This is a genomic window from Pseudomonas rustica, from assembly GCF_018336155.1.
Classification (GTDB): domain Bacteria; phylum Pseudomonadota; class Gammaproteobacteria; order Pseudomonadales; family Pseudomonadaceae; genus Aquipseudomonas; species Aquipseudomonas rustica.
The window spans coordinates 621,304-647,107 of the sequence record NZ_JAGYHF010000001.1; the positions used below are offsets into that span (position 1 = coordinate 621,304).

At 58.7% G+C, this 25,804-nt stretch carries 18 protein-coding genes; 12 read left to right on the top strand and 6 right to left on the bottom strand.

Annotation, left to right across the window (positions count from 1 at the left end; all coding sequences use genetic code 11):
* The first annotated feature begins 83 nt into the window (after positions 1-83).
* Both KFS80_RS02880 and KFS80_RS02885 read left to right on the top strand, forming a co-directional pair.
* A complete protein-coding gene (locus KFS80_RS02880; RefSeq protein WP_053123251.1) occupies positions 84-293 on the top strand; it encodes a hypothetical protein in 210 nt (69 codons plus the stop codon).
* A 496-nt stretch (positions 294-789) separates the two neighbouring features.
* Complete coding sequence (locus KFS80_RS02885; protein WP_053123253.1) at positions 790-1,167, top strand: DUF6124 family protein; 378 nt, start codon at positions 790-792, stop codon at positions 1,165-1,167.
* Positions 1,168-1,237: 70 nt separating this feature from the next.
* Here the strand turns inward: KFS80_RS02885 and KFS80_RS02890 are convergent, their stop codons facing one another.
* Together KFS80_RS02890 and KFS80_RS02895 are read right to left on the bottom strand one after the other, a co-directional pair.
* On the bottom strand, positions 1,238-1,597 hold the full coding sequence (locus tag KFS80_RS02890) for a PilZ domain-containing protein (protein WP_053123255.1): 360 nt from the start codon (positions 1,595-1,597) through the stop codon (positions 1,238-1,240).
* Positions 1,598-1,827: 230 nt separating this feature from the next.
* Positions 1,828-2,214 (bottom strand): tetratricopeptide repeat protein, encoded by a 387-nt coding sequence (locus tag KFS80_RS02895; protein WP_053123257.1) that lies wholly within the window; start codon positions 2,212-2,214, stop codon positions 1,828-1,830.
* A gap of 197 nt (positions 2,215-2,411) precedes the next feature.
* Here KFS80_RS02895 and pyk point away from each other — a divergent pair, with 197 nt between their 5' ends.
* Positions 2,412-3,863: a pyruvate kinase gene (gene pyk, locus KFS80_RS02900; RefSeq protein ID WP_008080434.1), complete on the top strand. Its 1,452-nt coding sequence runs from the start codon at positions 2,412-2,414 to the stop codon at positions 3,861-3,863.
* 121 nt (positions 3,864-3,984) lie between these two features.
* On the opposite strand, the gene KFS80_RS02905 is transcribed toward pyk, so the two are convergent.
* From KFS80_RS02905 to KFS80_RS02915, 3 genes are all read right to left on the bottom strand, one after another.
* Positions 3,985-4,734 carry an enoyl-CoA hydratase-related protein gene (locus KFS80_RS02905; RefSeq protein ID WP_212543909.1) on the bottom strand — a complete coding sequence of 250 codons (750 nt, stop codon included), beginning with the start codon at positions 4,732-4,734 and terminating at the stop codon, positions 3,985-3,987.
* 280 nt (positions 4,735-5,014) lie between these two features.
* Positions 5,015-5,950, bottom strand: a complete 936-nt coding sequence (locus KFS80_RS02910; protein ID WP_212543910.1) for an iron-sulfur-binding ferredoxin reductase — start codon at positions 5,948-5,950, stop codon at positions 5,015-5,017.
* A complete protein-coding gene (locus tag KFS80_RS02915) occupies positions 5,943-7,049 on the bottom strand; it encodes a GGDEF domain-containing protein (RefSeq protein WP_212543911.1) in 1,107 nt (368 codons plus the stop codon). The genes KFS80_RS02910 and KFS80_RS02915 overlap by 8 nt, the downstream gene beginning before the upstream one ends.
* Before the next feature lie 553 nt (positions 7,050-7,602).
* Here KFS80_RS02915 and KFS80_RS02920 point away from each other — a divergent pair.
* The 9 genes from KFS80_RS02920 (at position 7,603) to KFS80_RS02960 (ending at position 25,537) form a co-directional block, all read left to right on the top strand.
* Positions 7,603-9,126, top strand: coding sequence for a fumarate hydratase (locus KFS80_RS02920; protein ID WP_007916251.1), 1,524 nt, complete (start codon positions 7,603-7,605; stop codon positions 9,124-9,126).
* Between the two features lie 197 nt (positions 9,127-9,323).
* Positions 9,324-13,814, top strand: a complete 4,491-nt coding sequence (locus KFS80_RS02925) for a SpvB/TcaC N-terminal domain-containing protein (RefSeq protein WP_212543912.1) — start codon at positions 9,324-9,326, stop codon at positions 13,812-13,814.
* Entirely contained in the window at positions 13,814-16,588 is a 2,775-nt protein-coding gene (locus KFS80_RS02930; RefSeq protein ID WP_212543913.1) for an RHS repeat domain-containing protein, read from the top strand. Before KFS80_RS02925 ends, KFS80_RS02930 begins: the two co-directional genes overlap by 1 nt.
* Positions 16,572-19,229: an RHS repeat domain-containing protein gene (locus KFS80_RS02935; RefSeq protein ID WP_212543914.1), complete on the top strand. Its 2,658-nt coding sequence runs from the start codon at positions 16,572-16,574 to the stop codon at positions 19,227-19,229. Before KFS80_RS02930 ends, KFS80_RS02935 begins: the two co-directional genes overlap by 17 nt.
* Positions 19,230-19,308: 79 nt before the next feature.
* Entirely contained in the window at positions 19,309-21,069 is a 1,761-nt protein-coding gene (locus KFS80_RS02940) for an ATP-binding protein (protein WP_212543915.1), read from the top strand.
* Positions 21,069-22,391, top strand: coding sequence for a sigma-54-dependent transcriptional regulator (locus KFS80_RS02945; protein ID WP_212543916.1), 1,323 nt, complete (start codon positions 21,069-21,071; stop codon positions 22,389-22,391). Before KFS80_RS02940 ends, KFS80_RS02945 begins: the two co-directional genes overlap by 1 nt.
* A gap of 290 nt (positions 22,392-22,681) precedes the next feature.
* Positions 22,682-24,001, top strand: a complete 1,320-nt coding sequence (locus tag KFS80_RS02950; RefSeq protein WP_159812555.1) for an MFS transporter — start codon at positions 22,682-22,684, stop codon at positions 23,999-24,001.
* 338 nt (positions 24,002-24,339) lie between these two features.
* Positions 24,340-24,633, top strand: a complete 294-nt coding sequence (locus tag KFS80_RS02955; RefSeq protein WP_212543917.1) for a hypothetical protein — start codon at positions 24,340-24,342, stop codon at positions 24,631-24,633.
* 274 nt (positions 24,634-24,907) lie between these two features.
* On the top strand, positions 24,908-25,537 hold the full coding sequence (locus KFS80_RS02960) for a flavin reductase family protein (RefSeq protein WP_212543918.1): 630 nt from the start codon (positions 24,908-24,910) through the stop codon (positions 25,535-25,537).
* 4 nt (positions 25,538-25,541) lie between these two features.
* On the opposite strand, the gene KFS80_RS02965 is transcribed toward KFS80_RS02960, so the two are convergent.
* Positions 25,542-25,784: a hypothetical protein gene (locus KFS80_RS02965; protein ID WP_053123283.1), complete on the bottom strand. Its 243-nt coding sequence runs from the start codon at positions 25,782-25,784 to the stop codon at positions 25,542-25,544.
* Positions 25,785-25,804 lie beyond the last annotated feature (20 nt).

Consider the following 25,804-nt stretch of genomic DNA (forward strand, 5'->3'; position numbering starts at 1 on the left):
AATAGAAAGACGTAAACAATTTTCAAAGCGCTGCACCCGAAAACCGTTGCTATGCTTGTCTTTTCTCGAACGGAGTCGAACCAATGCCAGATGAATATTCGCTGTCTGATTTATTGGAAAGGATGTATCAGAATCAATTGGGTCTAGAGGCCGCCATCATGGAATTGACGCTGCACGCAGAGAAGGAGGGTTTAAATGAGGTTGGTGAAAACATCCGAGGTGCACTGAGTATAATTGGTGAAAATGCCGGCTACATTAAACAGGGCTTCGCCAAACTCAGAGTAAAAAAATGACAACGCTTATTGCAACAGAAGCATGAAAGGTTTTTAAAATCACTCAAGTCACACCCAAACAAGACCTGCCACTAATAATTTAATACCAAGTAGCTACACAGCTACTTGGCACCCTCCCTAAAACTTCCGAACTGATTTAAAAAAGCATAGCTCTCCATGATTCGGAGCATGTCTTGCCGGGGGATTCGGACTACAACGCTTGGCGCCGTTCCCTACACTCCCATCAGAACTGACTGACTTACACGCTAGGTGCCGCCCATTAAATTGATGCATGTCGCTGACGACCAGCGATCGGGTTTAGTCGCCCGGTGGATTAACAAGGTGCATCACATCATCTCGTAGGGTTTTCATACCCGCACTTGATGGTGGCTATGTGCAGGGCGCCCTAGGGCGCGCCGGAAAAGCCTTGTTTCCACCGGTCGACTAACCTGCGCATAGCCGCCACCCTTCCCTTAGTCGCGAAGCGTGTGGTGTCATCAAACAAGGAAACAAGGCAATGTTTAAAATTACACCAAATCCACCTGAAATAGATCCTACTGATACTTCCCCGTATGCTTCACAAGACTCAAGAAAACTCCACGAAGCAGCTGAACGCGCTTTAGACCACTATTTAAAACCTGATATACCTTCCCGTAACTCCGTAGACCGAGGTATGCAAATGTTTATGGTTTCTCCAGAAATCAATTCCGAAGCTATCGCTATCCAGACCTATGAAACGTTTTCGTCTGTGAGTATTCTTTTGCTGGATCTAGCGGACAGCTTGGAAGATAAGCCCCGCCATTTGGCAATGGCAATATATCAATTGAGCGAGATGGGATTGTTGCTAGCTGAAAAAACATTGGATAGTGAACGAGCGATTGCTAATAAAACTTAGAATTTGCAGTCTGCGGCAGCCACATTTATGCGCACTGCCCTGAGCTACCGCAGGCTGAATTTCCCCATTATCAGGCAGACGCCGGCAACGGCTGAAAACTGAAGTACTGCTTCAACGCTCGCACCAGTTGCCCATACTCGGCAGGCGGTCGGTGCAAACTGAAACCAGCATCGTAATGTTGCGGGGTTGCATCCTCGTGACACCACAAACAGCACGCCGAAAAGTCGATGACCTGGTGGCAACCATCACCCATGGGGATTTTCAGACGTAGCGCGAAATCAACTCCGATCATCATCGGTAACTGGCTGATAAGCATCAGCCCGTCTTCTGAAACGTTGCCGAGAAAGCCAATCGGTTTGTCGGTGACGCTGTTGAACACTCTCAAGAAGTACGGCAGTTGGTGCCGTTCAATCCGGCGGTCGGTAAACATGCGCAGTTCGCCATGCAGGGCTCCGTCACAGAGCCGCACCTTTGCTTCGGAACGAACCTGTTCGGCAGGCCCGCTCTCCCCGCTTCCGGTGTGACGGTCGCTACGTCGCCGTCACTTGACCACTTGCCAGTCGCAGGTGTTGCCCCGGATCAGAGACAGCGCTCTAAATCCGGATCATTCGACTATAGCTCAGCCTGTGCGCACGGCCAGATTTTGTATGACAACTGTCATCAGAAACGCGTTGGACGTACCACGGCTGCGGCGCTGCGCGTTGGGTAATGACCCAGGCTTTGTAGGGTCTCCAAACGGGCGCGGGCACGGTAGGCGTATTCGCTGTTGGGGTACGAGGCGATGATGAACTGATAGGTCTGCGCGGCATCGACAAACATACTTTGCCGTTCCAGGCACTGACCGCGCATCATCGACACTTCCGGCCACACGTACGGGCGGGCACGGCTGGCGCGTTCGACCTTGGACAGTTCGAGCATGACCTGCTCGCAATTGCCACGATCGTAGGCGCTGTAGGCGTTGTTTAAATGGTGGTTCATCGACCAACGGGTGCAGCCCGTGACGGCGAGGACGCTGAGGGCAAGGGCGGCAATGGGCAACAATCGCATGGGGGTTCTCCTGTCTTGTGCTCTGTATCGACCTTGCGTCGAAAATCTTCAGAACGGTTTGTGCCGATTGTCGCGTTCATGGCGTTCAATAAAGAAACTATTAACAAAGCCCTTCACAAAAAGTAGTGCATTCGAACAATGACTACACCCCAAGAGCATAGTAGCCTTCGCTTGCGCTTGAACTCAGGAGTCTTTGCATGTCCGTCCGTCGTACCAAAATCGTCGCTACCCTTGGCCCGGCCAGTAACTCGCCGGAAGTTCTCGAACAGCTGATTCTGGCTGGCCTGGACGTTGCCCGTCTGAACTTCTCCCACGGCACCCCCGACGAGCACAAGGCTCGCGCGAAACTGGTGCGTGACATTGCCGCCAAGCACGGCCGCTTCGTCGCCCTGCTGGGTGACCTGCAAGGCCCGAAAATCCGTATCGCCAAATTCGCCAACAAGAAGATCGAGCTGAAGATCGGTGACAAGTTCACCTTCTCCACCAGCCATCCTCTGACCGAAGGCAACCAGCAAGTGGTCGGCATCGACTACCCGGATCTGGTTAAAGACTGCGGCGTAGGCGACGAGCTGCTGCTCGACGACGGTCGTGTGGTCATGCGCGTTGATACCCAAACTGACGACGCATTGCATTGCACCGTGACCATCGGCGGCCCGCTGTCCGACCACAAAGGCATCAACCGTCGCGGTGGCGGCCTGACCGCTCCGGCCCTGACTGAAAAAGACAAGGCCGACATCAAGCTCGCCGCTGAAATGGAAGTCGACTACCTCGCGGTATCCTTCCCGCGTGACGCTGCCGACATGGAATACGCCCGTCAACTGCGCGACGAAGCCGGCGGCACCGCTTGGCTGGTGGCGAAGATCGAACGTGCTGAAGCCGTCGCAGACGACGAAACCCTCGACGGCCTGATCAAGGCTTCCGATGCGGTGATGGTTGCCCGCGGTGACCTCGGTGTGGAAATCGGCGACGCCGAGCTGGTGGGCATTCAGAAGAAAATCATTCTGCACGCACGCCGCCACAACAAGGCTGTGATCGTCGCGACCCAGATGATGGAGTCGATGATCCAGAACCCGATGCCGACTCGCGCCGAAGTGTCCGACGTGGCCAACGCCGTGCTCGACTACACCGACGCCGTGATGTTGTCTGCTGAATCCGCTGCAGGTCTGTATCCGCTGGAAGCGGTTCAAGCGATGGCGCGCATCTGCGTCGGCGCTGAAAAGCACCCGACCGGCAAGACTTCCAGCCACCGTATCGGCAAGGAATTCACCCGTTGCGACGAAAGCATCGCACTGGCGACCATGTACACCGCCAACCACTTCCCGGGCGTTAAAGCGATCATCGCGCTGACCGAAAGTGGCTACACCCCGCTGATCATGTCGCGCATCCGTTCCTCGGTGCCGATCTACGCGTTCTCGCCGCACCGTGAAACTCAGGCGCGTGCAGCCATGTTCCGTGGCGTGTACACCGTACCGTTCGATCCGGCTTCGCTGGAACCGCACGAAGTCAGCCAGAAGGCGATCGACGAGCTGGTTAAACGCGGCGTTGTGGAAAAAGGCGACTGGGTCATCCTGACCAAGGGCGACAGCTACCACACCACCGGCGGCACCAACGGCATGAAGATCCTGCACGTGGGCGACCCACAGGTCTGATTGATCGGTTGTTGAAAAGCGAAAGCTCCGCCATGTGAATGGCGGAGCTTTTTGTTTTCTGCTCCTGAAGATGTGGTGCCTATTCGGTCCTCATCGCTGGCAAGCCAGGTCACCGACAATTTCAATGCCGTTTGATAAACCCTGTCAACGCCGCCAATGCCTCTGGCGACTTCAGGCGCTGGGTGAACAACACGCCCTCCTCTTCGATCACTTTGCGGATCAACTCACGGTCCGGCGCCTTCATCAGTTGCTTGCTGATGCGTACCGCATCTGCCGGCAAATCATCGAAACGTAGCGCCATTTCCCGCGCCTTGCTCAACGCAGCATCGCCATTGTCCAAAGCTTCAGTGGCAATGCCCCATTGCGCCGCTTGTTCACCGGTAAAGCCTTCGCCCAGCAACAGCAACTCCGACGCTTTGGCTTGGCCGAGCAAGCGCGGGAGGATCAGGCTGGAGCCGAATTCTGGGCACAAACCGAGGTTAACGAACGGCATGCGCAACCGTGCATCGCGGGCCACGTAAACCAGATCGCAATGCAGCAATAACGTGGTGCCGATGCCCACCGCCGCGCCGGCCACTGCGGCGATGACCGGTTTGTGGCATTCGAGCAGGTTGAGCATGAAGTGAAACACCGGGCTGTCGAGGTCGGAGGGCGGTTGCTGGATGAAGTCGGCGATGTCGTTGCCGGCGGTGAAGCACTCGGCGCTGCCGGTGATCAGCACGGCGTTGATTTCGGGGTCGCTGTCGGCACGCTTCAGGGCCTCGGCGAGGCGGCTGTACATGGCGCGAGTGAGGGCGTTTTTTTTGTCCGGGCGGTTGAGGCGCAGGGTGAGCAAACCGCGTTCACGTTCCAGCAGGATGGCTTCGGTCATGGAGGGTCTCGGCGATAGTCGGGCTCACGAAGTTCAAGTGGGGATAGTGCTTTCTGTGGCTAGGGGACTTTCTGTGGCCAGGGGGCTTTTGTGGTGAGGGGATTTTTGTGGCGAGGGGATTTATCCCCGCTGGGCTGCGCAGCGGCCCCAAAATCTTGTGAGCGCTGCGCACTCAAACGGGGATAAATCCCCTCGCCACAAAATCCCCTTGTCACAAAAAATCCTCTGACCATAAAGACTTGGCCACAAAGAACCTATGAAACCCGATAAGCATTAGCGCTCAACCGCGGGACAGGAACACATCGGCCAGCAGTTGATTGCGCGGCAGTCCGGCCAGGTACAGGCGCCGGGCGAAGGCGTCGACACTGGCCGTCGAGCCGCAGACTAAAGCCAGGGTTTGTCTGGAGACAAGGCGCAGTTGCGCCAAAGCGGCGGCTGACTCGGCCGCCGTCCACAGTTCGACACTGAGGTTTTCACGCTGGGCAGCAAGCGCCGCAAGGGGTTTGGCCAGATAGTGTTCGCGATCGTCATGGGCCAGGTGAATGACACGGATTGCGCCTTGGTGATCCTGGCGCAACGCTTCACGCAGCACGCCGAACAGCGGGCCTAAACCAGTGCCTGCCGCGAGCAGCCAAAGCGGCCGGTCATGCCAGTCGGCGTCGTAATGCAAAGCGCCGCCGCGCAGTTCGCCGAGGCGGATCGCATCGCCAATCTGCAAACGCCGGGCGGCGTCGCTGAATTCGCCGGGCTGGCGGCAATCAAGGTGGAACTCGAGAAAACGATCTTCCTCCGGCAGGCTTGCCAACGAATACGGCCGGGCGATGTGATTGATCCACAGCACCAGATGCTGCCCGGCGCTGTAGCGCAATGGACGTTGCGGAGTCAGGCGCAGACGCAGCACGCTGTCGCTGAGCCAGTCCAGCGCTTCGACCACCGCCGGGCGACCGTCGGCAATCGGGTCAAAGGTGTGCACCTGCAAATCTTCAGTCACCTGACATTGGCAGGCCAGTCTCCAGCCTTCTTGCCGTTGTTCGGCACTCAAGGCATCCGGGCGGCTGTCGGCAGGCAAACCTTGCACGCATTGCACCAGACACGCATGGCAGCTGCCGGCGCGGCAGCTGTAAGGCACGGCAACGCCATTCTGGTTGAGAGCGTCGAGCAGATTGGTGCCCGACGCCACCGACCACTGCCGTTCACCGACGCGAAGTTCAGGCATCGACGTTCTCCCACGCCGCCGCACAGCGATTACGCCCGTCGCGCTTGGCCCGATAGAGCGCCTGATCGGCGCGATGTAACGCGTCGTCCAGATCATCGCCCATTTCCAACAAAGTCATACCGACCGAAAGACTCAGGTTGCGCACATTCAAGCCCACCAGTTCGACATCGGCGAACGCAACGCGCAGACGTTCGCAGCACGAGGTCAACTGTTCGGCATCGCAGTTGGGCAGCAACACCACGAACTCTTCACCCCCGTAGCGCGCCAGCACATCACCGTCGCGCAAGCACGTTTGAGCAACGCCGGCGAACGCCTGCAACACTTGATCGCCGGCGGCATGGCCGTGCATGTCGTTGATGCGTTTGAAGTGATCGAGGTCGATCAGCGCCAGGCCGTGCGCCACGTCTTCGTCCATTTCATTCAGTTCGCGCGAGGCCAGACGCAGGAAATGACGACGGTTGAACAACCCCGTCAGCTCATCGGTGGCGACCAGATCTTCCAGCTGCCGCATCATCCCGCGCAGGGTGTCCTGATGCGCCTGCAAGGCAAACCGGCGCTGACGCTGGCGTTGTCGCGAAACCTGAACGAAGCGTGCGTAAAGCACCAGCCACGCCAGCACCATCGCCAGAATGCACACTTGCAACGCGGCCAGTGCGGGCTCGGCCAAGCGGAAGTTGTAACCGTCCCACAAGGTGATGGCGCAGAAACTGAAGAACACCAGCAGCGCCGTTCGAATGAACGCGCGTCGACTGAGATGGAACAGCCCGAACAGCAGGATCAGCACGTAAAAAACCAGAAAGGCGCCACGCGCCTCATCCAGATGGGCGATCAGCCAGGTTTGCCAGCCGAGCCCGAGCAGCACCTGCACTTCGGTCATGCTCGGATCGTCGAAGCGCTGATTGCGCCCGGTCCAGAACAAGACGAACAGGGTTGCCTGACTGATCACCACGAGGGCGCTGCCGACGGCCACAGTATTGAGGGATTGTTGGTAATGCCCGGTAAAAAACGCCAGCCACAGTAGCAGCAGAGCCAATCCATAGGTGGCTGCAGCAAGGGCAAAACGTTTGAGCAAAAGACGTTGTATGGCGTTATGGGTCAATCGTTGACTCACCGTGCGATAGGAGGCTGACTGAGTGTCCTACTCTACAGACCGGCTGCCACTTTAGAGGCGTAGTCGATAAATGACCACCGATTTTCGGGCCCGAAAATTGACGTCAAATGGCTGACCTGCCTGCCTCGCATCTACGTCACGGCGAGCCCCCCTGTGGCGAGGGGATTTATCCCCGTTGGGCTGCGAAGCGGCCCCCTGCGGTGTTCCAGTTAAATCAAGTGTTCAGGTTTAGCGACTGCTGCGCAGTCGAGCGGGGATAAATCCCCTCGCCACAGGGGTATGGTGGTGGCAGTCAGTGTGCGGTATGCGACCAACGAATGACTGCCGACGCGTGTATGCCCCTTTGATGCGCGGTATACTGCCGCGCCTTTTTAGCGTCGCGCCAGCAGCCCCGGCGTGCCCGGCCCCAAGGGCCAGCTTCAAGTTGCAAGCTTCAAGCCGCAAGCTCAAGCAGTCCGCGTACTGCTCCAACTTGCCGCTGATAGCTTGAAGCTTGTAGCTGCCCCATAGAATGTTCCCGTCTTTTAGAGGAGCGCGACTCATGACCGTGATCAAGCAAGACGACCTGATTCAGAGCGTTGCCGACGCCCTGCAATTCATTTCCTATTACCACCCCGTGGATTTCATCCAGGCGATGCACGAAGCCTACCTGCGCGAAGAATCGCCAGCGGCCCGTGACTCGATGGCGCAGATCCTGATCAACTCGCGCATGTGCGCCACCGGCCACCGCCCGATCTGCCAGGACACCGGCATCGTCACCGTGTTCGTGCGCGTCGGCATGGACGTGCGTTGGGATGGCGCCACCATGGGCCTGGACGACATGATCAACGAAGGCGTACGTCGCGCCTACAACCTCCCGGAAAACGTCCTGCGTGCCTCGATCCTCGCCGACCCGGCGGGCGCTCGTAAAAACACCAAGGACAACACCCCGGCCGTAATTCACTACTCCATCGTCCCGGGCAACACGGTGGAAGTGGACGTGGCGGCCAAGGGCGGCGGTTCCGAGAACAAGTCGAAAATGGCCATGCTCAACCCGTCCGACTCGATCGTTGACTGGGTGCTCAAGACCGTTCCGACCATGGGCGCCGGCTGGTGCCCACCGGGCATGCTCGGTATTGGCATCGGCGGCACCGCCGAGAAAGCTGCGGTGATGGCCAAGGAAGTGTTGATGGAGTCCATCGACATCCACGAGCTGAAAGCCCGTGGCCCACAGAACCGCATCGAAGAAATGCGTCTGGAGCTGTTCGAGAAGGTCAACCAGTTGGGCATCGGCGCCCAGGGCCTCGGTGGCCTGACCACCGTGCTCGACGTGAAAATCATGGACTACCCGACCCACGCAGCCTCGCTGCCGGTGTGCATGATCCCGAACTGCGCCGCCACCCGTCACGCGCACTTCGTGCTCGACGGTTCCGGTCCAGCCTCGCTGGAAGCGCCACCGCTGGACGCCTACCCGGAAATCGTCTGGGAAGCCGGCCCATCGGCCCGTCGCGTCAATCTCGACACCCTGACCCCGGAAGACGTGCAGAGCTGGAAGCCGGGCGAAACCGTCCTGCTCAACGGCAAAATGCTCACCGGTCGCGACGCCGCGCACAAGCGCATGGTCGAGATGCTCAACAAGGGTGAAACCCTGCCGGTCGACCTCAAAGGTCGCTTCATCTACTACGTTGGCCCGGTTGATCCGGTCGGTGACGAAGTGGTTGGCCCGGCTGGCCCGACCACCGCGACGCGGATGGACAAGTTCACCCGGCAGATCCTGGAGCAAACCGGCCTGTTGGGCATGATCGGCAAATCCGAGCGCGGCCCGACCGCCATCGAAGCGATCAAGGACAACAAGGCGGTGTACTTGATGGCCGTTGGCGGCGCTGCTTATCTGGTTGCTCAGGCGATCAAGAAGTCGAAAGTGCTGGCATTCGCCGAACTGGGCATGGAAGCGATCTACGAGTTCGAAGTCAAAGACATGCCGGTCACCGTTGCGGTAGACAGCAAAGGTGAGTCGGTACACATCACCGGCCCGGCGATCTGGCAACAGAAGATCAGCGAAAGCCTGGCGGTAGAAGTGCAGTAAGTTTTTGCAGCACTGAAAAAGGCCGATTCATCTGCGAGGATGAACCGGCCTTTTTTGTGGGCGTGACCATCGCGATAAAAACCCCGGACAAGCATACAAAATGATCTTGCGCACCTGTCAGATCTGACAGGTTACGCCGCCTGCACTTCTTGATAGCGTCACTCCACCTGCCCCGCATTCGCGCAGTGGATGGAACCATGGCCGATCAAGACCTCAGCATCGTCACCCCGTCAATCTCCAGAAGCGCGTCGATTGCCACCATTGGCAAGGACTGGGGCGTGGTCGGCCCGACGGGCGCAGCTTCTTTTGTGTTGCCGATCCCCTCTTCTGCCGGACGTGGCTGGGATCCGCAACTGTCACTGTCTTACAGCAGCCAGACCGGCAATGGTTCATTCGGGATTGGCTGGGGAGTGGGCCTGGCGCAGATCAGTCGCCGTACCCACAAAGGCGTGCCGCGCTACACCGATCTCGACGAAATCGTCGGCCATGACGGCGAGGTGTGCAGACCTGAGTTTGAGAGCGATGGATCGATCAAATCGCGCCAGGAAAGTCAGTACAACGGTGTGGACATCGGCCTGCATGAGGTGGTGCGCTATTGGCCTGAGGTCGAAAGCGATTTTACTCTCCGCGAATACTGGAAGCCTGTAGCAGACCAAACGCCTTTCTGGCTGATTCATGGCGCCGATGGCTCGCTGCAGGTGTACGGCAAGACCCCGTCTTCACGCATTGCAGATCCGGATGATCCACAGCGCGTGAGCGCGTGGCTAATCTGCGAAAGCCTGAATTCACGTGGCGAACACATCTGCTACGAATATAAGGCCGATGAAAAGGTCCCCGGCAGCGACGATGACCCCAGCGCCCAGCGATACCTGCAACGTGTCTGGTACGGCAATGCCGAAGCCAGCGCGGACTTGTACGCCTGGAGCAACGCCAACCCTGCGGACATGAATTGGCACTTTCATCTGCTGTTCGACTATGGCGAGCGCAGCACCGCGTACTCGGAAAAACCTGCCTACGTCGGCGACAAGCCCTGGCTGCTGCGCAAGGACACGTTTTCCACTTACGGCCAAGGCTTTGAGGTCGGCACTCAGCGGCTGTGTCAGCAGGTGTTGATGTTCCATCATTTTCCGCTGGAAACGGGGCCCGACCCGGTGCTGGTTCGGCGGCTGCTGCTGGAGTACTCCAACAACCCGCAAACCGGCGGCTACAGCCTGCTGTCGGCCGCGCACTACCAAGCGTATGACAGCAGCGCTTACGTGGAAAACACACCTCCGGTGGAGTTTGACTACTCACCGTTCGTCATCAACAAAAGCCCTTCGCGCCTGTTTGAATCCGAGGCCATGCCGGGGATCGATACCGGGACGTATCGCTGCGTGGATTTGTACGGTGAAGGCGCTGTCGGCTTTCTCTGCTCCTACAACAATGCCTGGTACTACCGTGAGCCTGTCCGAGAAAGCAGCGGCCCGGATGCGATTGGCTACACACCGTGGACACTGCTGGAAAAAATCCCCGTCGCCAACAGCCAGCCGAACGCGCGGCAGATCCTCACCGATCAGACCGGAGACGGCCGGCTCGACTGGATCACGGTTGAACAAGGCATCAGCGGTTACAACACGTTGAATGCCGATCGGCGCTGGACGGCGTTCACCGCGTTCCGCACCTTCCCGGCGGAGTATTTGCACACCCTCGCACAACTCGGTGATCTGTCCGGCGATGGCCTCAGCTCGATTGCCTTGATCGGGCCGCACTCGGTGCGCCTGTATGCCAATCGCCGCGAGGAAGGTTTCGCCAAAGCCGAGGAAGTGGATCACACGCCCGACCGGTTACCGTTGTTCGGTCCTTCGCGCAGCCAACTGGTGATGCTGGGCAACTTGCGCGGCACCGACATGCCGGAGTTGTTCAGCATCAGTCACGATCAAATCAAGTGCTGGCCCAATCTCGGGCACGGCACATTTGCCCATGGCCGCGTCATCTCCAGTCTGCCCTTCACCTACGGGCAGTTCGATAGCGATCGGGTGCGCATCGCCGATCTGGACGGTTCCGGCGCCCCCGCCCTGCTCTATCTGAACAGTGAAGGCTTCGACATTTACCTGAACCGCGCCGGCAACGGTTTCGAGCAAACGCCGATCCACGTGCCGTGGCCGCAGGATGTGCGTTATGACCCCTTGTGCCAGGTCACCGTCGCCGATCTGCAAGGTCTGGGCTGCGAGAGCCTGATCCTCACCGTAGCGCACAGCCAACCGCAGCACTGGCGCTATGACTTTGTTTCGGCCAAACCTTATCTGCTGACAGCCAGCAATAACAATATGGGCTGTAGCGCGAGCGTAAGTTACCGCAGCAGCGCGCAGGAATGGCTTGATGAGAAAACCCGACGGCTTGCCGAGCAGCCGACACAGCCGCCGGCTTGTTACCTGCCGTTCCCGATTCAGGTGGTCAGCCGGCAAAGCCAACTGGATGAAATCACCGGCAATTGCACCACCCAGTTGTTCCGGTACGCCGAAGGTTTTTACGATGGCAAGGAACGCATGTTTCGCGGCTTCGGCTTCGTACAACAAACCGACAGTGAAAGCGCCAGTCCGGCTGATGACGCCAGCTTCACTGCGCCAGTGCGGGTGTGCAGCTGGTTTCATACCGGACAATCAATGGATCGCTCACGCGAGGGCTATTTCAAGCGCGACGCCGATGCCGTTGCGCTGGGCCGCACCGTGTTCAGCCAGTATCACCTCAGCGATGAATGCGATGTCGTGGTGACGCCACCCGAAGATGCTCACGACGAAATAGCCAGAGCACTGGCCGGTTCCATTGCCCGCATCGAGACCTACGCTGCCGACGCTGATCCCGCTGTCGCTGCGCCCTTCGCGGTGCAGGAAACCCGCTATCTGATTCGCGAAGTTCGCCCCAAAGGCGCACACGATGCGGCGCGGGTATTGCTGCCGATGGCGCTGGAACAGATCAACTACGCCTACGACCGGTTTATCGACGACCCACTGTGCACTCACGACATTACGCTGTGCCGGAATGCGTACGGATTGCCAACCCATGACGTGACAGTCAGCTACGCCCGGCGCCTGACTGAAGCCTCGCCGCCGCCCTTTACCGATCCGGATCATCAGCAATGGTGGCGCGACGCTCATGATCCCGCGCAACAGTCTTACTACCTGAAAGAGAGCCGGGCGCGGTTTATCGACCTGAATCAGAATCCACAACAATGGCGGCTGGGCCTGACTTTTCAGCAGCGCGGCAATGCCTTGGTACTGCCTAAAGGTTCTCTGCCCGAAGGCCTATCGCCCGCTCAAGTGTCGTACGAACACCTGATCGAACATCAGGGCTCACTGCATTGGCAGACCGAACGCGTGCTGACCACACAATCGGTGCAGCGTTATCTCAAGACCCTCGACCAGTCTCCCCTGCCGGACGGTGAAGCCGAATTTGCAGCGTTGCCGGGGCCTCTCGAACTGGCGCAAATGGACAGGACCGCGCTGGACGCTTACAGCGAATTGGCGAACTTCGATATTCGCGCGCAACTGACCCGCATCGGTTACACCCCGATGCCGTTTTTGTTCAAGCAAACGCCCGAGGACGACAGCGCTCGCAATCTCTGGTCGTCGCGCTACAACTTCGCCCGTTATGCCGGGCCGGAAGGTTTTTACAAAGTCCAGGCGTTCAACGAAACGCCCAGCCACGGCGTGACCACGGTCGAATACGACGCTTACCGTTTGGCGGTCACTCGGGTGGTGTTGCCTGATGGCTGCACGACCCACGCTCGATACGATTATCTGCATCAGCTCCCTGAGCAGATTACCGATGCCAACGACAACATCGAAGAAGTGATTTACCTGCCCTCGGGTCAACCGCTGGCGGTGAGTTTCTACGGCACTGAAAACAGTGTGCCGGCGGGATTCCAGCCGCTAAGCGAGTATCAGCTGCCGACGGATCCAGACCCGGCAGCGGCCATCGAACACCCGGCCGAAGCGGTGCAAAAAGCCGCCAGTACATTGCGCAAGAATCTGTTCAGCTGGATGGGCAATGTCTTGCCTGATGTCAGCACCGAACAACTGCTCGAATGGATTGGCCAGCGCCATGTTTTGCCCAGCGGCCATATACGTGCCAGTGCGCGTCTGCAGCTTGCTCGCTCGCAGGTTCTGACACCCGCACAACAACTGCTGAGTGCCGCCGTTGCTGCGGCCGCGCGCGATCCGGTGCACAGCGTGATGCTCAGCGCCGACCGTTACCCCGATGATGCAACGGCGGCGCAGATCCATATCGTCAAAGCCTGTGTCGACGGCTTCGGGCGGCTCTTGCAGACTCAACAACGGGTCGATCCCGGTCTGGCGTATGTCGTGGCGGCTGACGGCTCGCTGGTCATCGAAAACGGTCAACTGCTTGAAGCGTTGGCTGATCCGCGCTGGCGCATCAGCGAACGCATCGACTACGCCAACAAAGGGCTGCCGATCCGCCAATACCGCGCGTTTTTTGCCAACGTCCACGGTTACGTCAACGACCACTCCCTGCGCGAATACGGCTTTTACGATCAACTGTTTTATGACGAGCTTGGGCGGCTGATCAAAGTGATCAATGCCACCGGTGACTTCTCTCGCGAGACTTATCACCCTTGGTATAAAACCAGCGAAGACGCCAATGACACCGCAGAACCGGCGCCTGCAAAACCTTCGCGGACGCTGCACTGATGAACAGCGATGTCCACCTGCGCACACCGTCACTGACGGTGAACAATGGCTGTGGCTGGCCGGTTCGGCAGATCGCCTACCTGCGCACGATTGCCGAGGAAACGCCTGTCGCCCTGGTCAGCCGTCAGCAACACGACGTTGCCGGACGGATCATCGAGCAATGGGATGCGCGCCTGCCGCACCCCAATCTCACTAGTGTTTACGGGTTAGCCGGTGCGCCACTGAAAGTCGATAGCGTCGACGCTGGCTGGCGCTTGAACCTGCCGGGGCTGGCCGGGGAAATCCTTGAACGCCGCGATGAACGCGGCAGTCTTTGGCGCACGACATACGATGAGCAGTTACGCGTTGTCGCTGTAGAAGAAAACGCCCAGCCGAATGTTGAAACCTTTAGTTATGCCGATGGCTTGGCCGATGCCGGTCAGAACTTGCGGGGCCGTCTTCTCAGCCACATGGATCAGTCCGGCGGTCTGGCGATGCACAGCTACGGACTGGCGGGCTCGACGCTGCACGATACGCGCACCTTTCACGATGCTCAGGCGTTTTCCAGCGCTCGCACGTTCGGCCCTTTAGGGCCTGTGCTGGAGCAAACCGATGCCGGTGGCCACCGGCAACAATCGCATTACGATCTGGCCGGCCAGCTCAGCCACGTAGCGTTAAAAATCGATGCTGCAACCGATTGGCAGCCAGTGCTGCTCGAAGCGCAATACAACGCTGCCGGGCAAATCATCCTGCAGCAAACGGGCAACGGTGTAACCAGCCGTTGGCACTACGACCCGGCCAACGGACGCCTGCATCGGCAATCGGCGACATCGCAGCAGTCGGCAACGCTGCAAGACTTTGAGTATGCATACGATCGCGTCGGCAACCTCACCCGAATCCTCGACCACGTCTTTACGCCCAGTTACTTCGCCAACCAGCGGGTTGATGGCCACCGCGAGTTCAGTTACGACTCGCTGTACCGGTTGAGCAGTGCCAGTGGTTACGACGATGCCGCGCCCACTGACCATCCGGGCCGACCCGAACCGGGCAACCCTGCTGACCGGCGCAATTATTTGCAGACCTATGCGTACGACAGCGGCGGCAACCTGATCGAACTGCGCCATGTGCGCGCTGACGCCAACCTGACGCAACGGATGTTGATCGACCCGAACAGCAATCGCGCCGTACGTAGCAATGAACTCGATCCGCAGCCTGACTTTGACACACTGTTCGACCGCCACGGCAACCTGCTGACGCTGCAACCTGGTCACCCAATGACATGGAGCGCACGCGATCAACTGACCGACGTCACGCTGGTGAAGCGCGATAACGATCCCGATGATCAAGAGCACTATCGCTATAGCCAAGGGGGGCGCGTCTACAAGCGTCACGACTTCGATTCGAATAAACACTTCCACGAAGTGCGTTACCTGCCAGGGCTGGAAATCCGCCGCAAAGACAATGGCGAAGAGTTGCACGTGATCAGCGTCGGCAACGCACGGTGCCTGCATTGGGCAGCTTCGCCGCCCTCCGGGATTCCTCAGAATCAACTGCGCTACACCCTCGAAGATCACTTGGGCTCGTGCCTGTTGGAGCTGGATCAACTGGGCCAGACCATCAGCCACGAAGGCTATTACCCGTTCGGTGCCACGGCCTGGATGACGGCACGCTCACTGATCGAAGTCGCCTACAAATTCATTCGTTACTCGGGCAAGGAAATGGATGTCAGCGGTCTGTATTACTACGGTGCGCGCTACTACGCGCCGTGGGTACAGCGTTGGGTCAGCGCCGACCCGTTGGGCGCAGTGGACGGGCTGAATCTGTATGCGTTCGTGGGCAACAATCCGTTGCGCTATGTGGATGCAGGCGGGGGCAGTAAAGCGGAAGCGGATATCAGGCTTTCTTCGGATTTCATCACTGCTGTAGGCGAGTTTGCCGATCACACCAATCGCGTGATGCATAACGTTATCAACCAAAAGCACCTTGTCCGAAACTTGCTGGTCAACTCAGCAGTGGACGTAGGCAAAGGCATCGCGGGCAGTCTGCTCGGCGAGGCTCCGGCAGCATTCGTCGATGGGATGGTTGGCCTGGTGGAGGAAGTCCCTTTTCTGACAATCGGTGGATTGACCGCCGGCAATCTCGTCGGGGATGCGGTCGACGCTATCGTCAACCCGCTGGCAAACATGGCTGCGAGCAAAACGGGACTGGTATACGGTCCACTGATACCGCAGACCTCAACCATGTCAGTGACCAAAATCAACAGCAAACTGGGCATCAAGGAAGATACCAAAGACATCACAAGCGCCAGTGATTTTATGGATCAAGTGGTCAACCCGGCACTCGATGCGGTGCTCAACCCGGAATTTGTGATGAACCGGATCATCGGCTCTTTTCTGTCGGTTGTTCCCACTTCGCTCAGCCTGTTCTCGCGTGCCATTGAAGTCGAAGACATCAAGAACGGTCTGGATCCCGTGAAGGTCGGCAAGATCGAATCGATGTACACCGATTGGCAAGCCGCCGTCAGTGAGCACGCGGCCTCTTACGAAGCCGCGTTCAAGATGCTCGGCACCGATGTCATCGCCTCCTCGGGGATAGGCAAAAGCGCTATCAGCCTGGCGTCCTTACGCCAGCAAACTCAAACCGTGCAGGCAAATATCAGCCAGGGCCTGGCGGGCATTGCTGCCTACAGGCAAATGAACACTACCGACAACCGCTATTTAAGAGCGCAAGCCCACCCGCAAAACAAGGTTCACTCGCGCCTGTACAACTGGTGGACGCATGAGAACAAAATGTAGCTCGATCCATTGGCAGACACCTGCTCTGAAGGTGCGGGACAGCCGTCAGTTGACGGTGCGCGAGGTGCGCTATTTGCGCAGCGCAGAGTCGGTTGAAGCGCAGCCGCTGGTGACTCGCCAGCAATATAATCCTGCCGGTCATCGGGTGGAACAACGAGATCCGCGCCTGTTCGACGCCAGCACGCCTGCCAATGTCGCGACCGTTTACTCGCTGTCCGCTCACCCGCTGATGATCGACAGCGTTGACGCCGGTTGGCGACTGAACCTGCCGGGCATGGCCGGACAAGCGCTGGAGCGTTGGGACGGGCGCGGTAACCACTGGCAATCCTGCTTTGATGAGCAACTGCGCGTATTGAGTGAGGCAACCGCCGACTCTGGCCACCTGGAAACGCGCACCTACGCCGATGCCTCCGCCGACAGTGGCCACAATCTGTGCGGCCAGATGACCACATTGAAAGACACCTCAGGCTCGCTGACCTTCCAGAGCTTTGCCTTGCTCGGTCAGCCGCTTGAACAAACCCGTACCTTTGCAGATTCGCAATCTCACACCAGCCGGCAATCGTTCGGCTCGCTAAATCAGCTGCTGACGCAAACCGACGCGGGTGGTCATCGACAGACTTTTTCTTACGATGTGGCCGGCCAGGTCGCGCAGATTTCTTTACAGCGTCAGGGCAGTGAACCTCAAAGTATCTTGCAAGGTGCGCAATACAACGCTCACGGCCAGATCATCAAGCGGCTGGCGGCCAATCACGTCATCAGCCAATGGCTTTACGATCCTGCCAATGATTGGCTGCTAAGCGCTCAAGCCGGCGTTGCCGGGCAACCGCTGCTGCAAAACTTTACATACGCCTACGATGCCGTCGGCAATGTACTGCGTATCGACGACTCCACATTTACACCGGTGTATTTCGCCAACCAGTACATTGATGGCCACCGAGCGTTCAGCTATGACTCGCTTGATCGGTTGCTCACGGCCAGCGGCCATGACGCCGCCCCGGCCTCTGAGATTCCGGGCAGACCCTCGCCCAGTGATCCGAACAACCTGCGCAATTACACGCAGCGCTTTGAATACGATGTGGCCGGCAACCTGATCAAACAGGTGCACGAACGCGCCACGGGCGGCTACACGCGACAGATGCAAGTCGCGCCATCGAGCAACCGTGCGCTGCCTTGGCAAGCCGACGATCCGCCACCGGATTTCGCCACTGCTTTCGATGCCCATGGCAACCTGCTCAACTTGCGCCACGGCCCGCAACTGGCCTGGAACGCGCTGGACCAACTGCGCCAGATCACCCTGCTCAAGCGCAATAATGCTTTAGCAGATGATCAGGAAACGTACTTCTACAGCCTGGGCGAACGCGTTTCCAAACGCCATGAAAGCCACAGCGTCGGCGCATCACATTTTCAACAGGTGCGTTACTTGCCGGGGCTGGAAATCCGCACCCGCGACAGCGGCGAAGAGCTGCACGTCATCATCCTGCCCGACAACGTGCGTTGCCTGCATTGGCGTAGCGCGCCACCGCCGGACGTCGCGAACAATCAACTGCGTTACAGCCTCGGCGATCACTTGGGTTCCAGCGCGACCGAACTTGATGAACAGGCGCGAGTGCTCAGTCAGGAAACCTACTATCCGTTCGGCGGCACCGCGATTTGGCTACCCCATTCCAAAAGCGCGGGGGATTACAAAACCATTCGTTATTCAGGCAAGGAGATGGATGTCAGCGGCCTGTATTACTACGGTGCGCGGTATTACGCACCCTGGTTGCAGCGCTGGGTGAGCGCGGATCCGGCGGGGGATGTGGATGGGCTGAATCTGTATGTGATGGTGGCGAATAATCCGCTGCTTTATGTCGACAAAATGGGTAATGCAAAAGCGGTATTTGGTAATGGATTCAGGGGATTGATTGGCAATATAGACTTCGACGGCGCTACCAGTGCGACAACTCTGCTGAGCGCACTGAAGGAAAAATTCGAGGGACACATTCCCGATGGGATCGATGTCGATGAGCTGGTGACCAACACCAGTTTTTTGAAGTTCGCCGGCTCCCAATATGGATTAAGGACAGCATTCAACGGGTTCAGAGCAGCAATGCTCGCATCCGTCCCGGCAGGAGGCGTGGGGGGAGTCATCTATGAAATCGCCAATGGAAACTATGATGCAGCGGCGATGGCTGCCAGCAGCGCGATCGGCCTTGCGGGTACGGTCTTGAGTGGTGGTTTGTTAGGTGCTGCCACCACCCTGGTTTCGCGCTATGTCAATTTAAGAACCGGTCTGGAAAAAGTAAAAGCGCTGCGCGATCAAGAAACTGAGACAGAGCTTGAGGTATTTCATGATGCTGTTCAGTCAAGCAGCGAAATTGCCAGTAGCGAACGACAGCTCGAAACGCTCGCCCAACTCCATGTATCGACTGTCATCCTCGATTCCCTGACGCCAGAAGATCGGGCGACCTACTTTGCACAGCGTGACAAACTACCTGACGACCAACAACGAGCAGTTGCATCACTGGTCAATGAAGGTGTTGCCCCGTTCGATGCAATCAGCGCTGTAGTGGAAAAGGCACAATCGCAAAGGCTTCCCAACAGAATCATAAATTGGGTATTCCCTGCCAGATCCCATGCTTTGGCCGAATCTCAGGTGTGATTTCAATCTTCAACCAGAACATCGATTCCCCCCTGCCCATGCTATCTTTCCCGCCCGACCTGCCACCCATCTGCCCAGCATGCTGCCGACTTCCCGTACCTTGCGTCTGTCGTTGTATTCCCTGCTGATCGTCGCCGGGGCGGCCGTTGCCGCGACCCTTGCCATCCGCCACGCCGAACGTCAGGCGCTGGAGGAAGATGCGGCGCGTGCCAATCAGCAACTGGCGTTGTACGCCAACTCGTTGCACACCCTGATCGACCGTTATCGCGCCTTGCCCGCCGTGCTGGCGCTGGATCCGCAATTGCGCTCGGCGCTGGCAGGTTCAGTGGATGCCGAAGAGCAGGCAGCACTGAATCTGAAGCTGGAAAAAATCAACGGTGCGGCGCAGTCCTCGACCCTTGAATTGCTCGATCGCACGGGGCTCGCCGTGGCCGCGAGCAACTGGCGGTTGCCGAGCAGTTACGTCGGCCACAACTACGGCTTCCGCCCCTATTTCAGTCAGACCCGCACGCAGGGCACCGGGCGTTTTTATGCGGTGGGCGTGACCAGCGGCATTCCCGGTTACTTCCTGTCCAGCGCGGTGCTGGGCGACAAGGATGAGTTTCTCGGGGCAATGGTGGTCAAGCTGGAATTCCCCGAGCTGGAACGGGAATGGAGCCAGGGCAGCGACACGCTGCTGGTCAGCGATGCGCGCGGGATCATCTTCATCGCCAATCAGCCGGGCTGGCGCTATCGCGCGCTGCGACCGCTGAGTTCCAGCGACATGGCCGAGATCAAAGCCACCCGTCAATACGACAAGCAAGCGCTGGTGCCGCTGACGCATCTGGCGCTGCGCAGTTTTGACGACAACAGCGATCTACGCCGGGTTGAAGGCCCGCAAGGCACGGCGGATTATCTGTGGGAATCGTTGCCGCTGGCCGCCGAAGGCTGGACGTTGCATCTGCTGCGTCACCCGCAAGTGGCCTTCGAAGATTTGCGCAACGCCGGGCTCGCCGCTGCCGGGGTGTGGCTGGCGCTGGTGTTTTTGCTGCTGTTCCTCAATCAGCGCTGGCGTCTGGCGAAAATGCGTCAGCGCAGCCGCGAAGAACTCGAACAATTGGTCGAAGAACGCACCCGCGATTTGCGCACGGCGCAGGACGGTCTGGTGCAATCGGCCAAACTCGCGGCGCTGGGGCAGATGTCGGCGGCGCTGGCCCACGAAATCAATCAACCGCTGACCGCTCAGCGCATGCAACTGGCGACTCTGCGGCTGCTGCTCGACCATGGCCGCGTCGACGACGCGTACAAAGCGTTGAAACCGGTGGACGAGATGCTCACGCGCATGGCGGCGCTAACGGGCCATCTGAAGACGTTTGCACGCAAGAGCCCGAGTGGTTTGCGCGAGCGGCTGGATCTGGCCACGGTGGTCGATCAGGCGCTGCAATTGCTCGACGCGCGTCTGCGTGACGAACAGGTCAGTCTGGTGCTGCACCTGACGCGTCCGGCGTGGGTGCGCGGCGATGCGATCCGTCTCGAACAAGTGCTGATCAATCTGCTGCGCAACGCCCTTGATGCGATGCAAGGCAAAACCTGCAAGCGTCTGGAGATTCGTCTGGAAGTCGACGAACAATTGTGGCGCCTGAGCGTCATCGACAATGGCGGCGGCATTGCCGAAGAGCATCTGAGTCAGGTGTTCGATCCGTTCTTCACCACCAAACCGGTAGGCGACGGTTTGGGTCTGGGGCTGGCGGTTTCCTTCGCCATCGTGCATGAATCCGGCGGTCGCCTGAGCGCCGACAATGGCGAGAGCGGCGCGGTGTTCAGCCTGACGCTGCCGATCGATCTGGAGGCGCGTATCTGATGCTCAATTCGGTGATGGTGGTCGATGACGAAAGCAGTATTCGCAACGCGGTCGAGCAGTGGCTGAGCCTGTCGGGGTTCGAGGTGCAGTTGTTCAGCCGCGCCGAAGAATGCCTCGCCGCCCTGCCCGCGCATTTCCCCGGGGTGATCCTCAGCGACGTGCGCATGCCCGGCATCGGTGGCTTGGCGCTGTTGGCGGAAGTGCAAAAACGCGATGCTGATCTGCCGGTGATTTTGCTCACCGGCCATGGCGATGTGCCGATGGCGGTGGAAGCGATGCGCGATGGTGCGTACGACTTTCTGGAGAAACCGTTCAGCCCGGAAACGCTGTTGGGCAGCCTGCGCCGGGCGCTGGATAAACGCCGCCTGGTACTGGAAAACCGCGCGCTGCACGAGCAAGCCGACAACCGCGCCAAACTCGATTCGACGTTGCTCGGGGTGTCGCGTGGTTTGCAGACACTGCGTCGGCAAGTGCTCGATCTGGCGGCGCTGCCGGTCAACGTGTTGATCCGCGGTGAAACCGGCAGTGGCAAGGAACTGGTTGCGCGCTGCCTGCATGATTTCGGCCCGCGCGCGGAAAAACCGTTTGTGGCGCTGAACTGTGCGGCAATCCCCGAGCAGTTGTTTGAAGCGGAGTTGTTTGGGCATGAGAGCGGCGCGTTTACCGGTGCCTCGGGCAAGCGTATCGGCAAGCTGGAATATGCATCGGGCGGCACGCTGTTTCTCGATGAAATCGAAAGCATGCCGTTGGCCCAGCAAGTGAAATTGCTGCGGGTGTTGCAGGAGCAGAAGCTCGAGCGCTTGGGTTCGAATCAGAGTATTCGCGTAGATCTGCGCATTGTTGCGGCGACCAAACCGGATCTGCTCGACGAGGCTCGCGCCGGGCGTTTTCGTGAGGATCTGGCCTATCGCTTGAACGTTGCGGAGTTGCGCTTGCCGCCGCTGCGTGATCGTCGTGAAGACATTCCTTTGCTGTTTGAAACCTTCGCGCAGAGTGCGGCTGAACGCTTGGGGCGGACTTTTCCGCCATTGAGCGGCGCGCAGTTGAGTCATCTGCTCAGCCACGACTGGCCGGGCAATGTGCGTGAGTTGGCGAACGTCGCCGAGCGACAAGTGCTGGGGCTGGATGAACCGGCGCCGGGGATTGATCCGGGGCAATCGCTGGCGGCGCAGCAGGAAGCGTTTGAAGCGCAGTGTTTGCGCGCGGCGCTGACACGGCACAAGGGTGATGTGAAAGCGGTGCTTGAAGAGCTGCAACTGCCTCGGCGCACGTTTAATGAAAAGATGCAGCGGCATGGGTTGAGTCGGGAGATGTTTCTGTAGCGTACTTGATCGTTCCCACGCTCCGCGTGGGAATGCAGCCCGGGACGCTCTGCGTCCCCACCAGAGCCGAATGCAGAGCGTCCGTTGAGGCATTCCCACGCAGAGCGTGGGAATGATCGGAGTGAGCGATATTCCGCTCATAGATCCTCTGCGATGAGCGGATTTTCGCTCACCCGATCACGTCAACCCCTCTAAACCGCCCCTCCCCCCGTTGGCACACCTCCTGCTATAGCCCACGCAGGCTGCGTTTTAACGCGCTCCACAAAAACAATTAAACGAAGGATCCTTCAATGGATAACTCCAACGCCCTGCCACTTGGGTCGGCTGCCGTGCCCGCCAAAGAAAGAACCACCGCCAGCCGGATCAAATCGATCTTCAGCGGTTCCGTCGGCAACATGGTCGAGTGGTACGACTGGTATGTGTATGCCGCCTTCTCGCTGTACTTCGCCAAATCCTTCTTCCCTGCCGGCTCCTCCACCGCACAACTGATGAACACCGCTGCGATCTTCGCCGTGGGCTTCCTCATGCGTCCGATCGGTGGCTGGCTGATGGGCCTCTACGCTGACAAGGTCGGGCGCAAGAAAGCGCTGATGGCCTCGGTCTATCTGATGTGCTTCGGCTCGCTGTTGATCGCGCTGAGCCCGAACTACGAAACCATCGGCATCGGCGCGCCGATCCTGCTGATCTTCGCCCGTCTGCTGCAAGGCCTGTCGGTGGGTGGCGAGTACGGCACCTCGGCGACTTACCTGTCCGAGATGGCGACCAAGCAACGTCGCGGCTTTTTCTCCAGCTTCCAGTACGTGACCCTGATCTCCGGTCAGCTCATCGCGTTGGGCGTGCTGATCGTGCTGCAAAACGTGCTGACCACTGAACAGCTGTACGCGTGGGGCTGGCGTATCCCGTTTGCCATCGGCGCGCTGTGCGCAGTCGTTGCGCTGTACCTGCGTCGCGGCATGGAAGAAACCGAGTCGTTCACCAAAAAAGAGAAGTCCAAGGAAAGCGCGATGCGCACCTTGATGCGTCATCCAAAGGAATTGATGACCGTGGTCGGCCTGACCATGGGCGGTACGCTGGCGTTCTACACCTACACCACCTACATGCAAAAATACCTGGTGAACACCGTCGGCATGAGCATCTCCGACTCGACCACTATTTCGGCAGCCACGCTGTTCCTGTTCATGTGCCTGCAACCGATCATCGGTGGCCTCTCGGACAAGATCGGTCGTCGTCCGATCCTGATCGCTTTCGGCGTGCTGGGCACGATCTTCACCGTGCCGATCCTGATGACCCTGCACACCATTCAAACCTGGTGGGGCGCATTCTTCCTGATCATGGCGGCGCTGATCATCGTCAGCGGCTACACCTCGATCAACGCGGTGGTGAAGGCCGAACTGTTCCCGACTGAAATCCGCGCGCTGGGCGTTGGCCTGCCGTACGCACTGACCGTGTCGATCTTCGGCGGCACCGCTGAATACATCGCGCTGTGGTTCAAGAGCATTGGTATGGAAACCGGTTACTACTGGTACGTGACGGCGTGCATTGCCGTGTCGCTGCTGGTGTATGTGACCATGAAAGACACCCAAAAGCATTCGCGGATCGTGACTGACTGATTGGGTTTTCACAGCCACTGCAATGGTGGCTGTGATGGCTTCTTCGCGAGCAGGCTCGCGAAGGGGTCGCCACATTCTTAAGCCCTGCATGAAAAATCTGTCACCCGCCCCCACCCGCCATTAATCGCTAATTAATACTGGCGCGGCATCCTGCCCCTACCTGATCGATGACCTGCGCGACGTTCGCTTCGACGACGTAAGCGATTTAAATGCGCCGCCCTTAACATCAGGTTAATCGATAGTTTTTAGCATTATTTTGCGCTTTTTAATCGAATTGATCGGCGTAGCATTAAACCCAAGCAAGACACACACCCCCAACGCATTCGGAGTACACGACCATGAAAACCAAACTGATCCTCGCTTTCGCCCTGTCCGTACTGGCTGCCAACACCTTCGCCGCCGACGGTTACGACCGCACCGGTTCTGCTGTGGCTGCTGATGGTTATGACCGCACGGGTTCGGCGACTGTTGCTGAAGATGGCTATGACCGCACCGGCTCCGCGACTTTCGCTGAAGATGGCTACGACCGCACCGGCTCCGCGACTTTCGCTGAAGATGGCTACGACCGCACCGGCTCCGCGACTTTCGCCGCCGACGGTTATGACCGCACCCAATCCGCGTCCATCAGCTAACCGCTGCTGCACAGCGCACAGCCCGGCTTCGGCCGGGCTTAGTTATTTGTGGGAAAACATAAATTCCGAATGCACCGGAATCCCCTGTGGGAGCGGGCTTGCTCGCGAAGGCGGCGTGTCATTCAACAGTGATATCGACTGACACGCCGCCTTCGCGAGCAAGCCCGCTCCCACAGGGGATTTCAGGGTTTGGAAAATGATCGTTCGACTGGAAATTGCCGCGTCAGGCTTGCACTATTGAACCCTCAACAAAGTCCCCTCAGGATCCCCCGCCATGCCCGATGACATCCATTTCTACGAACCCGCCAACGGCCACGGCCTGCCGCACGATCCATTCAACGCCATCGTCGGCCCGCGCCCGATTGGCTGGATTTCCTCGCAGGATGCCAACGGCCAACTCAATCTGGCGCCGTATAGTTTTTTCAACGCGTTCAACTACATTCCGCCGATCATTGGCTTCTCCAGCGTCGGGCGCAAAGACAGCCTGAACAACATCGAGCAGACCGGCGAATTCGTCTGGAACCTTGCCACCCGCCCATTGGCCGAGCAGATGAACCAGAGCTGCGCGATGGTCGCGCCTGAGGTCAACGAGTTTGAATTGGCGGGACTGACGACTGTTGCGTCGAAGGTGATTTCGGTGCCGCGCGTAGCCGAAAGCCCAGTGTCCTTCGAGTGCAAGGTCACGCAGATCATTCAGTTGCAGCGTGCTGATGGCGAAACGGTGCCGAGCTGGCTGATCCTCGGCGAAGTGGTCGCCGTGCATATCGCCAAGTGGCTGTTGAAGGACGGCATCTACGACACCGCCGCGGCAGAACCGATTCTGCGCGGCGGCGGGCCGGCGGATTACTTCCAGTTGGGGCCTGAGGCCCTGTTCAAGATGTGGCGTCCGGGCGCAAACAAGTAAGGCGTTACCAGATCAACTCGGCTTCTTCGGTGACGCCTTTGAGGTTATCCAGCTCATTGATGGCAGCCTCATCGGCGGCGATGGCGCCGGGGAAGACCTGGTCATTCAGCAATTTGTGAAAGCGTGGTGCACCGCCATCGACCAGGGCCTTGACCGCGATTGCCGCGTAATAGCCCTTGTTGCCACCCAGTTCGACGGGGACGACTGCGGATACTGCTTCGAAGTGTTCGAACTCTTTACGTGCCATGTCGCAAGTCCTGGCTCAGT

Bases quoted from the DNA above. Each gene is read 5' to 3' on its own strand.
- KFS80_RS02965 (WP_053123283.1), bottom strand. From the start codon at position 25,784: ATGGCACGTAAAGAGTTCGAACACTTCGAAGCAGTATCCGCAGTCGTC.
- KFS80_RS02930 (WP_212543913.1), top strand. From the start codon at position 13,814: ATGAACAGCGATGTCCACCTGCGCACACCGTCACTGACGGTGAACAAT.
- KFS80_RS02890 (WP_053123255.1), bottom strand. From the start codon at position 1,597: ATGTTTACCGACCGCCGGATTGAACGGCACCAACTGCCGTACTTCTTG.
- KFS80_RS02925 (WP_212543912.1), top strand. From the start codon at position 9,324: ATGGCCGATCAAGACCTCAGCATCGTCACCCCGTCAATCTCCAGAAGC.
- KFS80_RS02940 (WP_212543915.1), top strand. From the start codon at position 19,309: ATGCTGCCGACTTCCCGTACCTTGCGTCTGTCGTTGTATTCCCTGCTG.
- KFS80_RS02910 (WP_212543910.1), bottom strand. From the start codon at position 5,950: ATGCCTGAACTTCGCGTCGGTGAACGGCAGTGGTCGGTGGCGTCGGGC.
- KFS80_RS02885 (WP_053123253.1), top strand. From the start codon at position 790: ATGTTTAAAATTACACCAAATCCACCTGAAATAGATCCTACTGATACT.
- pyk (WP_008080434.1), top strand. From the start codon at position 2,412: ATGTCCGTCCGTCGTACCAAAATCGTCGCTACCCTTGGCCCGGCCAGT.
- KFS80_RS02955 (WP_212543917.1), top strand. From the start codon at position 24,340: ATGAAAACCAAACTGATCCTCGCTTTCGCCCTGTCCGTACTGGCTGCC.
- KFS80_RS02950 (WP_159812555.1), top strand. From the start codon at position 22,682: ATGGATAACTCCAACGCCCTGCCACTTGGGTCGGCTGCCGTGCCCGCC.
- KFS80_RS02935 (WP_212543914.1), top strand. From the start codon at position 16,572: ATGAGAACAAAATGTAGCTCGATCCATTGGCAGACACCTGCTCTGAAG.
- KFS80_RS02905 (WP_212543909.1), bottom strand. From the start codon at position 4,734: ATGACCGAAGCCATCCTGCTGGAACGTGAACGCGGTTTGCTCACCCTG.
- KFS80_RS02880 (WP_053123251.1), top strand. From the start codon at position 84: ATGCCAGATGAATATTCGCTGTCTGATTTATTGGAAAGGATGTATCAG.
- KFS80_RS02895 (WP_053123257.1), bottom strand. From the start codon at position 2,214: ATGCGATTGTTGCCCATTGCCGCCCTTGCCCTCAGCGTCCTCGCCGTC.
- KFS80_RS02920 (WP_007916251.1), top strand. From the start codon at position 7,603: ATGACCGTGATCAAGCAAGACGACCTGATTCAGAGCGTTGCCGACGCC.
- KFS80_RS02945 (WP_212543916.1), top strand. From the start codon at position 21,069: ATGCTCAATTCGGTGATGGTGGTCGATGACGAAAGCAGTATTCGCAAC.
- KFS80_RS02960 (WP_212543918.1), top strand. From the start codon at position 24,908: ATGCCCGATGACATCCATTTCTACGAACCCGCCAACGGCCACGGCCTG.